This is a genomic window from Kitasatospora sp. NPDC057940 (assembly GCF_042887425.1).
Lineage (GTDB): Bacteria > Actinomycetota > Actinomycetes > Streptomycetales > Streptomycetaceae > Kitasatospora.
In genome coordinates this window covers 145,810-157,411 of sequence record NZ_JBHVPH010000013.1, presented here as the reverse complement: position 1 = coordinate 157,411, position 11,602 = coordinate 145,810, and the positions used below count along the sequence as shown (strand labels likewise).

Annotated in this window: 15 protein-coding genes; 7 read left to right on the top strand and 8 right to left on the bottom strand. The window is 74.6% G+C overall.

The annotated features are described in order from the left end of the window. On the bottom strand, positions 1 to 1,455 hold a 1,455-nt coding region (locus ACFVTF_RS21230), incomplete at its 3' end, for an FAD-binding protein (protein WP_387815494.1). A gap of 63 nt (positions 1,456 to 1,518) precedes the next feature. Then, positions 1,519 to 1,932 (bottom strand): hypothetical protein, encoded by a 414-nt coding sequence (locus tag ACFVTF_RS21225; protein WP_387815492.1) that lies wholly within the window; start codon positions 1,930 to 1,932, stop codon positions 1,519 to 1,521. A gap of 286 nt (positions 1,933 to 2,218) precedes the next feature. On the opposite strand from ACFVTF_RS21225, the gene ACFVTF_RS21220 reads away from it, so the two are divergent. Both ACFVTF_RS21220 and pgm read left to right on the top strand, forming a co-directional pair. Then, positions 2,219 to 2,518: a YciI family protein gene (locus tag ACFVTF_RS21220; protein WP_371515331.1), complete on the top strand. Its 300-nt coding sequence runs from the start codon at positions 2,219 to 2,221 to the stop codon at positions 2,516 to 2,518. A gap of 177 nt (positions 2,519 to 2,695) precedes the next feature. After that, positions 2,696 to 4,336, top strand: coding sequence for a phosphoglucomutase (alpha-D-glucose-1,6-bisphosphate-dependent) (pgm, locus tag ACFVTF_RS21215; protein ID WP_387815490.1), 1,641 nt, complete (start codon positions 2,696 to 2,698; stop codon positions 4,334 to 4,336). Positions 4,337 to 4,500: 164 nt separating this feature from the next. Here pgm and ACFVTF_RS21210 read toward each other — a convergent pair whose 3' ends face one another. Further along, complete coding sequence (locus tag ACFVTF_RS21210) at positions 4,501 to 4,908, bottom strand: MarR family transcriptional regulator (protein ID WP_350886161.1); 408 nt, start codon at positions 4,906 to 4,908, stop codon at positions 4,501 to 4,503. A 182-nt stretch (positions 4,909 to 5,090) separates the two neighbouring features. Here ACFVTF_RS21210 and ACFVTF_RS21205 point away from each other — a divergent pair, with 182 nt between their 5' ends. Then, positions 5,091 to 5,495 (top strand): nuclear transport factor 2 family protein, encoded by a 405-nt coding sequence (locus ACFVTF_RS21205; RefSeq protein WP_363377590.1) that lies wholly within the window; start codon positions 5,091 to 5,093, stop codon positions 5,493 to 5,495. Between the two features lie 51 nt (positions 5,496 to 5,546). On the opposite strand, the gene ACFVTF_RS21200 is transcribed toward ACFVTF_RS21205, so the two are convergent. Beyond that, the gene (locus ACFVTF_RS21200; RefSeq protein WP_387815487.1) at positions 5,547 to 6,743 is read right to left on the bottom strand and encodes an MFS transporter; all 1,197 of its coding nucleotides are present in this window, start codon (positions 6,741 to 6,743) and stop codon (positions 5,547 to 5,549) included. A 111-nt stretch (positions 6,744 to 6,854) separates the two neighbouring features. On the opposite strand from ACFVTF_RS21200, the gene ACFVTF_RS21195 reads away from it, so the two are divergent. After that, the gene (locus ACFVTF_RS21195; RefSeq protein ID WP_387815485.1) at positions 6,855 to 7,226 is read left to right on the top strand and encodes an ArsR/SmtB family transcription factor; all 372 of its coding nucleotides are present in this window, start codon (positions 6,855 to 6,857) and stop codon (positions 7,224 to 7,226) included. A gap of 155 nt (positions 7,227 to 7,381) precedes the next feature. Here ACFVTF_RS21195 and ACFVTF_RS21190 read toward each other — a convergent pair whose 3' ends face one another. Further along, positions 7,382 to 7,804: a tautomerase family protein gene (locus tag ACFVTF_RS21190; RefSeq protein ID WP_387815483.1), complete on the bottom strand. Its 423-nt coding sequence runs from the start codon at positions 7,802 to 7,804 to the stop codon at positions 7,382 to 7,384. Positions 7,805 to 7,860: 56 nt separating this feature from the next. Beyond that, positions 7,861 to 8,562: an SDR family oxidoreductase gene (locus ACFVTF_RS21185; RefSeq protein ID WP_371515325.1), complete on the bottom strand. Its 702-nt coding sequence runs from the start codon at positions 8,560 to 8,562 to the stop codon at positions 7,861 to 7,863. 146 nt (positions 8,563 to 8,708) lie between these two features. Here ACFVTF_RS21185 and ACFVTF_RS21180 point away from each other — a divergent pair, with 146 nt between their 5' ends. The 3 genes from ACFVTF_RS21180 (at position 8,709) to ACFVTF_RS21170 (ending at position 10,556) form a co-directional block, all read left to right on the top strand. Continuing rightward, positions 8,709 to 9,326 carry a TetR/AcrR family transcriptional regulator gene (locus ACFVTF_RS21180; protein ID WP_387815481.1) on the top strand — a complete coding sequence of 206 codons (618 nt, stop codon included), beginning with the start codon at positions 8,709 to 8,711 and terminating at the stop codon, positions 9,324 to 9,326. Positions 9,327 to 9,495: 169 nt separating this feature from the next. After that, a complete protein-coding gene (locus ACFVTF_RS21175; protein WP_387815479.1) occupies positions 9,496 to 9,984 on the top strand; it encodes a hemerythrin domain-containing protein in 489 nt (162 codons plus the stop codon). 71 nt (positions 9,985 to 10,055) lie between these two features. After that, positions 10,056 to 10,556: a hypothetical protein gene (locus tag ACFVTF_RS21170; protein ID WP_387815477.1), complete on the top strand. Its 501-nt coding sequence runs from the start codon at positions 10,056 to 10,058 to the stop codon at positions 10,554 to 10,556. Between the two features lie 53 nt (positions 10,557 to 10,609). Here ACFVTF_RS21170 and ACFVTF_RS21165 read toward each other — a convergent pair whose 3' ends face one another. Together ACFVTF_RS21165 and ACFVTF_RS21160 are read right to left on the bottom strand one after the other, a co-directional pair. Next, positions 10,610 to 10,801 (bottom strand): DUF397 domain-containing protein, encoded by a 192-nt coding sequence (locus ACFVTF_RS21165; protein ID WP_387815475.1) that lies wholly within the window; start codon positions 10,799 to 10,801, stop codon positions 10,610 to 10,612. 77 nt (positions 10,802 to 10,878) lie between these two features. Next, positions 10,879 to 11,451 carry a DUF5919 domain-containing protein gene (locus ACFVTF_RS21160; protein ID WP_387815473.1) on the bottom strand — a complete coding sequence of 191 codons (573 nt, stop codon included), beginning with the start codon at positions 11,449 to 11,451 and terminating at the stop codon, positions 10,879 to 10,881. Positions 11,452 to 11,602 lie beyond the last annotated feature (151 nt).

Genomic DNA, 11,602 nt, shown 5'->3' with positions numbered 1-11,602 from the left:
CCCCGCCGGGTCCCACCGCCGCTTGGCCCGCTCCACCCGCTCCCACAGGCCGCCGTAGTGGCGCCGCCAGTCCGCCCCCGTCATCCCCGGCACCGCCCCGATCAGGTACCGCTTGCCGCCCAGCTCCACCGCCCGGTCGTACAGCCGCCGGTTGCGCTCCAGCATCGCCGCCGTGTCCGCCCCCGGCGCCGGGAACGCCAGCAGGTCGAAGTGCCAGCCCACCGGCTCCTGCGGCAGCACCGCCAGCGGCGTCCCCACCCGCGCCCGCGCGTACGGGTAGAACAGCAGCAGCCCCGCCCCCAGGTCCGCCGCCGTCAGCAGCGCGGTCGCCTCCCGCATGAACACCCCCACCGTCGAGGCGGGCAGGAACAGGCTCAGCCACGGCTTCGGCAGCCCCCAGAACCCGGCCGCCCGCAGGTACCCCGCGAACGCGTCCACCCGGAACGCGTACTCGCGCCAGCTCTGCTCCACCACCGTCGTCTCGCCCGGCACCCCGTGCAGCCCCGCCAGCAGCGCCTCCCGGTCCACCGCCCGCCCGGCGTCCCCGTAGGCCACCAGCTCCGCCGTGTAGCGCCACCGCTGCCCGTCCGCGCTGCGCACCACGTTGCCGACCTGGAGGTCGAAGCGGCCCTGGGCCAGCACCTTCTCCTGGTCCGCGCGGTAGAGGTCCGCGTCGTCGTAGGCCAGGGTGAACACGGTGGCGCGCTCGCGCGCCGGCACCAGGGCGAGCGTGGCCCGCACGATGATGCCCACCTGCCCGCCGCCGGCCAGCACCGCCTCGAACAGCTCCCGGTTGTGCTCGCGCGAGGCCGTCACCAGCTCGCCGGTGCCGGTCACCACGTCCAGCGACCGCACGGTGTCCGCCTGCAGCCCGTGGCGCTGCACCGCCCCGCCGATGCCGCCCACGCTCAGCGTCCCGCCCACCGACAGGTGCAGGTAGTCCGTCAGGCACGGCGGCATCCAGCCCGCCGCCAGCGCCGCGTCCGTCAGCTGCGCCCAGGTGGCGCCCGCCTCCACCACGGCCCGCCCGGGCTCGACGGAGAGGATCCGCGACAGCCCGCGCGCGTCGATCGCGATGCCGCCGCGGGGGTTGGCCTGGCCGTAGCTGGAGTGCGACTCCAGCCCGTCGCTGCCGGCCGTCGCCTGGTCGCCGCTCTGCCCGTTGACCGCCACCGGGATGCGGTGGCGCCGGGCGAAGGCCACCACCTTCTGCACGTCGCGCACCGAGGCCGGGCGCAGCACCGCGCGGGGCGAGGCGGTGACCAGGTGCCCGAAGTCGGAGGAGAACCGTTCCACGTCGGCGCCCCGCAGGGCCACCGTGCCGTCCAGGGCGGGCAGTTGATCCACGTTCTCGCCCGGCTCGGCGGCCCAGGCGCGGGCGGCGGTGTTCCAGCCGACGACGGCGGCGCCGGCGCCGGCGATCAGTGCGCGGCGGGACAGACCTGAACTGCTCATATCAGCGTTTCTCCGATCAGTCGTCAAATAGGGATTGTTGTACCGCAACCACCCCGCGACCACCTACCTCCCCGCACGCCCCTCCTGCTGCTCCAGCCCCGCCAGCGCGGCCGCGACGTACTCCCGCATCCGCGCCTGGTGGGCCGGGGCGCCGTCGGGGATGTGCGCGCAGGCGTCCCGCGCCTCCTCCAGCAGCGCCCGCCGCGCCCCGGGCAGGTGCGCCACCCGCGGCGAGCCGGCCGCCGACCACAGCACGTAGGCGAGCTTGTAGGCGTACACGCGCGGGCCGGCCGGGAACAGCGCCCGGTACACCCACAGCCCCTCCGGGGCCTCCAGCACCCACTCGTTGTGGCTCAGCAGCCGCACCCGCGCCTTGAGCACCAGGTCCCTGTGCACCGCGTCCGTGCGCGCCACGTCCTCGTCCGCCACGTTCCCGTGTGCCACGTCCTTGTCCGCCACGTCCTTGTGCACCGTCATCCTCGCGTCCCCCTTCGTCCGTTCACCGTTCACCGCCCACCGCCCCCGGCGCGATGCGGCCCGTGCGCAGCACGGCGCGCGCCCCGGCCGCCCTGGGCAGGGGGCCGGCGCGTGGCCGAAGGAGTGGATGCGGACGAGTCTGCGGGCTGCGCCCGCCGCCCGGCAAGGTGTGATCCGGGTGCTCTGCGTCCTACCGGAACCCCCCGCTGAGCTGGCACAATGGGGTTCGGTACACGCCGCGCGCCCCGGCCGCGAGGCCCCTGTCGCGCGGGGCTAGCCTGGTCGCATGTTCGTACTTGAGCTGACGTACACCGCCCCGCTGGAGCGCATCGACGCCTTCCTGCCGCAGCACGTCGAGTGGCTGCGAGGGCACTACGAGGCCGGCACGTTCCTCGCCTCGGGCCGCAAGGTGCCGCGCGAGGGCGGGGTGATCATCGCGCTGGGCGAGGACCGCGCCGCGGTCGAGGAGTTGACCCGCACCGACCCCTTCGCCCGCGAGGGCCTGGTCGCCTACACGGTGACCGAGTTCCTCGCCACCACCACCGCCCCCGCCCTGGACGCCTACCGCCAGCAGCTGCCCGCCTGAACCCCGGCCCCCGGCCCCCGGCCCCCGGCCCCTGGACCCCGGCCCCCGAACCCCGGCCCCTGGACCCCGGCCCCGCCGTGCCCCGGCCCGCCTCGCGGTTCGGGGCACGGTCGCGTTCTGGCTACGATCGGTGGCACGGGGCAAGGACGCGTACGGGAAGTTGGCGGGAGAAGACGGATGGCACACGCACGGGCCGGGCAGCCGGCGCAGCCGGATGACCTGGTGGATGTGGCGCGGCTGGTGACGGCGTACTACGCCCTGAACCCGGACCCTCAGGAGGTCGGCCAGCGGGTGGCGTTCGGCACCTCGGGCCACCGCGGGTCCTCGCTGGACGCCGCGTTCAACGAGGACCACATCGCCGCGACCACGCAGGCGATCTGCGAGTACCGGGCCCAACAGGGCATCGCCGGACCGCTGTTCCTGGGCGCCGACACGCACGCGCTCTCGGAGCCGGCGAAGGTGACGGCGGTGGAGGTGCTGGCCGCCAACGGCGTGCAGGTGCTGCTGGACGCGGCCGACGGCTACACCCCCACGCCCGCGGTCTCGCACGCGATCCTGGCCCACAACCGGCGCAGCCCCCGGGCGCTGGCGGACGGCATCGTCGTCACCCCCTCGCACAACCCGCCGCGCGACGGCGGCTTCAAGTACAACCCGCCCAGCGGCGGCCCGGCCGGCTCGCAGGCCACCGGCTGGATCCAGGACCGCGCCAACGAGCTGATCCGCGAGGGCCTGCGCGGCGTCAAGCGCGTCCCGTACGCGCGGGCGCTGGCGGCGGCGACCACCGGGCGCCACGACTTCCTGGGCACCTACGTCGAGGACCTGCCCGCCGTGCTCGACCTGGACGCGGTGCGCGCGGCCGGGCTGCGCATCGGCGCGGACCCGCTGGGCGGGGCGTCGGTGGCGTACTGGGCGCGCATCGCCGAGACGCACCGCCTGGACCTGACGGTGGTCAACCCGGTCACCGACCCGACCTGGCGGTTCATGACGCTGGATTGGGACGGCAGGATCCGCATGGACTGCTCCTCGCCGTCCGCGATGGCCTCCCTGATCGGCCGCAAGGACGAGTACGCCATCGCCACCGGCAACGACGCGGACGCCGACCGGCACGGCATCGTCACCCCCGACGGCGGCCTGATGAACCCCAACCACTACCTGGCGGTGGCCGTCGACTACCTGTACCGCCACCGCGCGGACTGGCCCGCCGACGCCGCGGTCGGCAAGACGCTGGTGTCCTCCTCGATGCTGGACCGGGTCGCCGCCGACCTCAAGCGCGAACTGGTCGAGGTGCCGGTGGGCTTCAAGTGGTTCGTCGACGGGCTCGCGGAGGGCTCGATCGCCTTCGGCGGCGAGGAGTCGGCCGGCGCCTCGTTCCTGCGCCGCGACGGCGGGGTGTGGACCACCGACAAGGACGGCATCCTGCTGGCCCTGCTGGCCTCCGAGATCACCGCCGTCACCGGCGCCAGCCCCAGCGCCTACTACCGCGAGCTGACCGAGCGTCACGGCGCCCCCGCCTACGCCCGGGTGGACGCCCCGGCCGACCGTGAGCAGAAGACGCGCCTGGCCCGGCTCTCCCCGCAGCAGGTCACCGCGGGCGAGCTGGCCGGCGAGGCGGTGACCGCGGTGCTGGCCGAGGCGCCCGGCAACGGCGCGCCGATCGGCGGCATCAAGGTGTGCACCGACAACGCCTGGTTCGCGGCCCGCCCCTCGGGCACCGAGGACGTCTACAAGATCTACGCCGAGTCCTTCCTCGGCACCGGCCACCTGGCCCGGGTGCAGGAGGAGGCCCGCGCCCTGGTCGGCGAGGTCCTCGGCGCCTGATCCCCGCGCCCGCGGGTGCCCCGGACCGGTTCACCGGCCCGGGGCACCCGCGTTTTCCGGGCCCCTCGCCCTCACGGCGCCGTCCCGCGCGCCCCGCTGCCCCTTGACCCCGCTGCTCCTTGACCTCGCCGCCCCGCGCGCCCGCGCGCCCGCGCGTCCCGTGCTCAGCCGAACGGGCCCTGCTCGGTGAAGCGCCGCAGCGACCGGGCGAACGCCTCGGCCTCCCCGGGCGGCCAGGAGGCGAGCGCCTCCTCGATGCCGCCGGCCAGGCGCCCGCGCATCACCGCCACGGTGCGCTCGCCCGCGCCGGTCAGGGTCAGCAGGGTGGCGCGCTGGTCGCGCGGGTCGGCCTCGCGGCGCAGCAGCCCGGCCTCCTCCAGACGGGTGGCCCGGCGGCTGACCCCGGAGCGGTCCAGGCCGATCTCGGCGGCCAGATCGGCGGCGCTGCGCGCCCCGGTGCGGGCCAGGCCGGAGAGCACGGGGTAGGTGACCTCGTCCACCGCCTCGCCCAGGCCCTCGGTCAGGCGCCGGTAGAGCGCGGCGCGGGCGGGGCGGCGCAGCAGGACGGCCAGGGCCTGGGCGACGGCGTCCCCGAGGCCGGAGGCAGTTCCAGGGACGGGGGCGGGGTCGGGGATTTCGGGGAAGTGGTCCACCCCCCGATCATAGCGTGCGCGACGCACGCGTTCCTGGGGTACGCTCATCCCATGAAGCGTGCGCCACGCACGCATTGTCGGATTCCGAGAAGGGAACCCCCATGCCCGCCACCGCCCCCCGCACCACCATCGCCGCCGCCCTCGACGACCTGCTCTTCACCCCCGGCCTCGACCTGGAGACCGCCGTCGAGCGCCACTTCACCCCCGACTACCGCCAGCGCACCGACGGCCGCTGGGACGACCGCGCCGCCTTCACCGACCACATCCGCCACCTGCGCGCCGTGGTCGCCTCCGGCCGCGTCCAGGTCCACGAGGAACTCCACGACGGCGACCGCACCGCCACCCGGCACACCGTCGACGTCCTCAAGACCGACGGCACCCGCGTCTCCATGGAGGTCTACCTCTTCGGCCGGTACGCCCCCTGCGGACGCCTGCGCCGCATCGAGGAGACCACCCTGCTGCTCGCCGGAGCCGAGGCCGACCGCAACCTCGGCTCCGCCCGCTGAGGGCCCCCGCCCGCTGAGACCCCGCCCGTCGGGACCCCGCCCGCCCGGGGATCAGGACCGCGACGGTGCCGGCGCCGGCACCGTCGCCTCCCCCTCCGCCCGCGCACCCGCCCGCGCGTCCCGCGTGGTCGCCGCCGCCGTCACCGCCGCCACCAGCGCCAGCCCCGCCGCCGCGAACGGGAACCACCGCCCGCCCAGCGCCGCGATCGCCGCACTGCCCGCCACACCCCCGGCCGCCGTCCCCAGGTACAGCGCACTGCTGTTCAGCGAGATCAGCAGCGGCGCGTTCCCCGGATCGATCGACGCCAGCCGGTGCGGCAGCGCCACCGACACCGCCCACCCCGCCAGCGGCACCACCGCCGCGTACACCAGCGCCCCCGGCATGCTGCGCCCCAGCCAGGGCAGCGCGGCGAACGCGCCCGCCGCCACCGTCGAGCCGGTCAGCAGCACCCGCCGCACCCCGACCCGGTCCACCAGGCGCCCGCCCAGCCAGCTGCCCGCCACCGACATCACGCCCGCCGTCAGCAGCACCAGGCTCAGCCGGTCCGCGTCGCCCCCGGTCGCCCCCGAGACGGCGGTGGCCAGGTAGATGTAGACGCACTGGAAGGCCAGGAAGAACGCCAGCGTGGTGGCCGCCGCCCCCAGCACCCGCCGCTGCCCCAGCGGGGCCAGGCGCGCCCGCAGCCCCGGCGCCGCCACCGGTGCCGGCAGGTCGCGCAGCAGCAGTGCCAGTCCCGCCAGCGCCGCCACGCCCAGCGCGGTGACCAGCCACATCGTCATCCGCCAGTCGGCGCGCCCCACCCAGGTGCCCAGCGGCACGCCCAGCGCGGTGGCCACCGTCATCCCGCCCAGCACGGTGGCCAGCGCCCGTCCGCGCCGCTCGGGGGCGACCAGGGTGGTGGCCACCGCGTTGGCGGTCGGCGTGTACAGCGCGGCCCCGGCGGCCGCCAGGACCCGGGTGGCCAGCAGCAGGCCGTAGCTGGGGGCGAGCGCGCTGAGCGCGTTGGCCGCGCTGAACACCGCGAGCGCGGTCAGCAGCAGCCGCCGGCGCGGCCAGCGGGCGGTGAGCGCGGCCAGCGCCGGGGCCAGCAGCGCGTAGCCGAGCGCGAAGACGGTGACCAGCTGGCCCGCGGCCGGCACGGACACCCCCAGGTCGGCGGCGATCGGGCCGAGGATGCCGGCGACGACCATCGAGTCGGTGCCCATGGCGAAGGTGCCGAGGGCGAGCAGGAGCAGGCGTACGGGCATGGAAAAGCCCCCCGATTGTTTGACGATAGGGCAACAGTTTGACGCTCGTCAAACACTAAGGATGGGTGGATGATTGTCAAACCATCGACGACCCGACGAGGACCACGCGCCATGACCGAAGACGATCGGCTTCCCCAGCCCACCACCGCCGACATCGACCTCGTCACGGTCCTGCACGCCCTCGGCGACCCCGTCCGGATGACCCTGCTGCTCAGCTACGCCGACGGCGCCGAACACTCCTGCGCCCCCCGCGACCTGGGCCTGGACCACCTCCACAAGTCGACCGTCTCCCACCACATGCGCGTCCTGCGCGAGGCCGGCGTCACCACCACCCGCGTCGCCGGGCGCAACCGCTTCGTCAGCCTGCGCCGCACCGACCTCGACGCCCGCTTCCCCGGCCTCCTCGACGCCCTCCTCGCCGCCGCCCCCGCCACCCCCGCCACCCCCGCCACCCCCGCGGCCCCCGCCGCCCTCGACGCCTGAATCCGCCTGGGCCTGCCTGAATCCGCCAGGACCCACCGCCCGCGGGGTGCCGGGTCGGTGGGTCCTGGAGTGGGAAGTCGGCCTGTCCGACTTCCTGCGGAGGCGCCGTGCCGGGGCGCCCGTCGGCAGGAGATCAGCAGGAGGCCGGCAGGGAATCAGTAGGGGATCGGGCGGTTCTCGCGGGCCCACAGCTTCTCGGTCTCGCTCTGGGACGGGGGCGGGGCGATCCCGTTGATCATCCACAGGTCCCGGGGCGTCTCGTCGATGTGGAACTCGCAGTGCAGGCCGCGCCCGGTGGTGTGGGGCGCGAGGAGGGCGGCGAGGGCCTCCCGGGTGCGCTTGCGCAGGTCGGGGTCCTCGGTGTGCCGGGCGATGTGCTCGACCACGATCCGCACGGCGGCGTGCGCGGGCTGGTCGCCCACGTGGAAGGAGTCGGCGCCGATCTCGTGGAAGAGCGTCATCACGTAGAACTTCGGCAGCCCGAAGCGGGTGTAGAACCCGGTGATGTCGGCGGCGAGCTGCTGCTTCTGCCCGGGGGTGTAGGTGCCGGGAGGGTGGTAGACGTGCCACAGCGGCATGGGTGTTCTCCTCGCTGGTTTTCGACGGGTTTCGACGGGTCTCGGCAGGGTGCGGTTCAGCGGCGGATGGGGATGGTGAGGCCCTCCACCGGGCCGGGGAGCGCGGCCTTGAGCGCCCGGGTGAGGTCGTCGACGAGGACCTCGCGGTCGCCGCGCTCGACGCCGTCCAGGACGATGCGGGCCACCTCGGCGGCCGGGATCTTGTCGACGGGCAGGGCCGCCACCATCTCGGTGTCCGCGAAGCCCAGGTGCACGCCGACGACCTGGGTGTGCTGGGCGGCGAGCTCCAGGCGCAGGGAGTTGGTCAGGGACCACAGGGCGGCCTTGGAGGCGCCGTAGGCGCCGGCGCCCGCGCCCCAGGACAGCGCGGAGTGGATGTCGACCAGCGCGCCGCCGCCACGGGCCGCCAGCACCGGCGCGAAGGCCCGGGCGATGCGCAGCGGGCCCAGCACGTTGGTGTCGAAGGTCTCCTGGACCTGCCGCAGGTCGCCGGTGAGCAGCGCCCCCGGGTGCAGGACGCCGGCGTTGTTGAAGACGAGGTCGACGTCCTGGACGCGCTCGGCCAGGGCGGCCACCGAGGCGTCGTCGGTGACGTCCAGGGCGAGGACCTCCACCCGTGCGTCCTCGCTGGGCACGGGGGTGCGGGCGGTGGCGTAGACCTTCTTCGCGCCGCGCGCCAGCAGTTCCCCGACGAACGCCCGGCCGAGGCCGCGCAGGCCTCCGGTGACCAGGGCGGTGGAGCCGTCGATCACGGTCATGTGCGTGTTCCTCGCTCTCGGGAAGGCGGTGCCCGCAGCCGGGGCACCGCAACGTTTAGATTATTACCATCATCTAAACTGGATGGGGAAGCCCGGATGGGAAAGTAGGACCACCACCACCGCAGGACGAGGAAAGGAACGCAGGCATGCCCCGCGTGTCACGGGCCGAGGCCGAACGCCACCGCCAGGAGGTGATCGACCACACCGCCAGACTGATCCGGGAGCAGGGCTCCGACCAGGTCAGCGTCCCCCGGGCGATGGCCGCCGCAGGCCTGACGCACGGCGGCTTCTACCGGCACTTCGCCTCCAAGGACGACCTCGTCGCCCAAGCCCTCACAGCCGCCTTCACCGAACGCCGCGAAGCCATGGACCGCCTCGCCGACGACCCCGCACCCGGCACGCCCACCCCCGACCCGGCCGCGCCCCAACACCCCACCCCCCGCGACGAGTTCCTCGCCCGCTACCTCTCCACCCCCCACCGCGACAACCCCGGCCAGGGCTGCGCCGCCGCAGCCCTGGCCGCCGACGCGGCCCGCGCCGAACCCGGCTCCCCGCTGCGCACCGCCTTCACCGCCGGACTGCGCGACCTGGTCGACGGCTTCCAGCACCTGCCCGAGGCCGCCGACCGCGACAGCGCCCTCGCCGACCTGTCCACCATGGTCGGAGCCCTCCTCCTGGCCCGCGCCAGCGAGGACCCCGCCCTGTCCGACGAACTCCTCACCGCCGCCCGCCACCGCCTGACCACCCCCACCGCCCCCGCGTAGGGCCGGGGCCCCCACCCCGGCCCCGGCCCGCCCGGGCCCGGGGCCACCGGCCCCTGCCCCGGCGGCGCTTGCCCCGGCGCCGGGGCCCGTGATCGGATGGCGCCAGCATCGCGTGCCGGTGGCGGACAGCGTCAGGCATGGAGGTGCGGAACCGAAGGGGCCGCCTCCCGTGGCTTCCCATGACGGCGACCGCCTGGTCGCCCTGAGTCTTCAACTCTCCCGAGCACACCAGGAACTGCGCCGCCAGATCGGCCGCATCAGGGACGGGATCGGACAGCGCCGCCCGGACGGCGACACACTGCGCACCCACTGCCTGGCCTTCTGCGCCGCACTGACGGCACACCACCAGGGCGAGGACGAGGGCATGTTCGCCCAACTGGTGCGCGAACACCCACAGCTCGCCGGGACGGTCGCCAAACTCGTCGAGGACCACGAGATGATCGCCGCCATCCTCACCCGGGTGCGCGAACTCGCCGACCACGCCGCCGAATCGGCCGGACCACCCGGCGAAGGGCTGGAAGCGGTCGGCCGCGAACTCGACGGCCTCACGGCGATCATGGAATCCCACTTCGCCTACGAGGAACGGACGATCAGCAAGGCCCTCGACGGCGAGACCCCCGAGGGCAGTTGGCCCGACCAGGTGTTCCGCTTCGCCTGACGGGCGAGCCCCGCCGGCGGGGCAGCGGAATCCCGTTGCGAGGTGAGGGCCTGCGCTGTAGACATGCCGCGATGACGATTTTTCATTGCGCCGCCTGCGGCGAGGCCCTCACCGCCGACCTCGACCCCCTCCCGGCGGTTCCGGCCCGGCACCTGTTCGAGGGCGAGCTCGTCAACGGCCGGCGACAGGCCCCGCCCACCGTGCCCCGCGGCCACTACGCCGTCGATCCGCAGCCGCACGGCCCGCCGTTCGTCCCGGCCGAGGACCAGGCCGGCTGCCCCGCCGCCTACCCCGGCGGCCCGTGCATCAGCGACTTCGACGCAATGGTCGTCGTCTCCGCCGGGCCCCGGAACACCTTCGTCCTGCACCCCGACGACGGGACCGGCCTCACCTGGCACGCGACAACAACCGGGCCACCCGGCTGCTGCGGAGCCCCCGGCGACGGCCCGCCCAACCGCGCCTGCCGCTGCGGCGCCGTGGTCGGAGGCGAGATGTCGGACTGCTACACCCCCTACGAACTCCACCTGCTGCCCGACGCCGTCCGCCCGGCCGCCCACACCCCCGACCGCTGACGAACGCGGTCACCCGGACCCGACAGCTCCTCCATCCCACCCAGGAGATGCCACTAGCGGTCGTCGAACTCGCCCGCACTGACGGCGGCGACGAAGGCCCGCCAAGCGGGGGAGCGGAAGCGGAGGACGGGCCCGTCGGGGTCCTTGGAGTCCCGGACGGGCTGCACGCCGGTGAAGCCGTCGGCGACCTCGACGCACTGACCGCCCTGTCCGCTGTAGCTGCTCTTGCGCCAGGTGGTTGCCATCGTGGGTGCCTCCTGCGGGTGGAGTGGAAAGTCGATGGGGATGACTTCCCACTCTGGCGCCGGGTTAGGCGCAGGTGTCAGTGCGGGCCGGAGCGGATGCCGTTGCCCCGGGACCAGAGTTCTTCGACGTGTTCGGCGAAGCGGTCGAACATGCCATCCTCCCCGCTGCGCCGCAGGTGCATCAGCGGCGAGTCGTGGCCGACGGCGCGGGCGAGGTGAGGTGTGACGAGGGCGTGCTCGTCGAAGCGGAAGACGGAGAGGCCGACGTGGTTCGGACCGTCGTCCGGAGCACTGAACCGGGCCTCGAAGCCCTCGGTGCCGGAGAGCTTGGCCAGGTTCTCCAGCGTGACCCTGATCCTGGTGGACACCGTGAGCGCCACGTCCTCGATCTGCTCACGCTGACGCGTCGTCTCGGAGTCCGGATCCCCGAGGAGAAACCGGACCCGGCAGCCGCTCTCGGCCTTGCGCCGCAGAGTCCGAAGCAGGGCGGGCTGCTCCAGCCACACGAAGTAGCTGGTGTAGCCGGCGAGGAAGACATCCGACCGGGCCTCGGCGATCAGCTGCGCCCAGACCGCCTGCGGGCAGGCCGAGCGGTACGGGTAGACGGCGAACACCTCCCGGTCGTGCCCGGTCTTGACGTTCGCCCGCACGGTGTTGGGCCGCGGCGGCGGATTGAACCGGGCGGAGGGGTTGAGAAGGCCCCTAGAAACCGCCGGATCGGGGCGGCGGGGCCGGGAGTTGCTGCTACCGGGCGTCGAACTCGCCGGCGTGGACGGCGGTGACGAAGGCCTGCCAGGCGGG

Bases quoted from the DNA above. Each gene is read 5' to 3' on its own strand.
- ACFVTF_RS21165 (WP_387815475.1), bottom strand. From the start codon at position 10,801: ATGGCAACCACCTGGCGCAAGAGCAGCTACAGCGGACAGGGCGGTCAG.
- ACFVTF_RS21220 (WP_371515331.1), top strand. From the start codon at position 2,219: ATGTTCGTACTTGAGCTGACGTACACCGCCCCGCTGGAGCGCATCGAC.
- ACFVTF_RS21205 (WP_363377590.1), top strand. From the start codon at position 5,091: ATGCCCGCCACCGCCCCCCGCACCACCATCGCCGCCGCCCTCGACGAC.
- pgm (WP_387815490.1), top strand. From the start codon at position 2,696: ATGGCACACGCACGGGCCGGGCAGCCGGCGCAGCCGGATGACCTGGTG.
- ACFVTF_RS21190 (WP_387815483.1), bottom strand. From the start codon at position 7,804: ATGCCGCTGTGGCACGTCTACCACCCTCCCGGCACCTACACCCCCGGG.
- ACFVTF_RS21180 (WP_387815481.1), top strand. From the start codon at position 8,709: ATGCCCCGCGTGTCACGGGCCGAGGCCGAACGCCACCGCCAGGAGGTG.
- ACFVTF_RS21195 (WP_387815485.1), top strand. From the start codon at position 6,855: ATGACCGAAGACGATCGGCTTCCCCAGCCCACCACCGCCGACATCGAC.
- ACFVTF_RS21200 (WP_387815487.1), bottom strand. From the start codon at position 6,743: ATGCCCGTACGCCTGCTCCTGCTCGCCCTCGGCACCTTCGCCATGGGC.
- ACFVTF_RS21185 (WP_371515325.1), bottom strand. From the start codon at position 8,562: ATGACCGTGATCGACGGCTCCACCGCCCTGGTCACCGGAGGCCTGCGC.
- ACFVTF_RS21225 (WP_387815492.1), bottom strand. From the start codon at position 1,932: ATGACGGTGCACAAGGACGTGGCGGACAAGGACGTGGCACACGGGAAC.
- ACFVTF_RS21170 (WP_387815477.1), top strand. From the start codon at position 10,056: ATGACGATTTTTCATTGCGCCGCCTGCGGCGAGGCCCTCACCGCCGAC.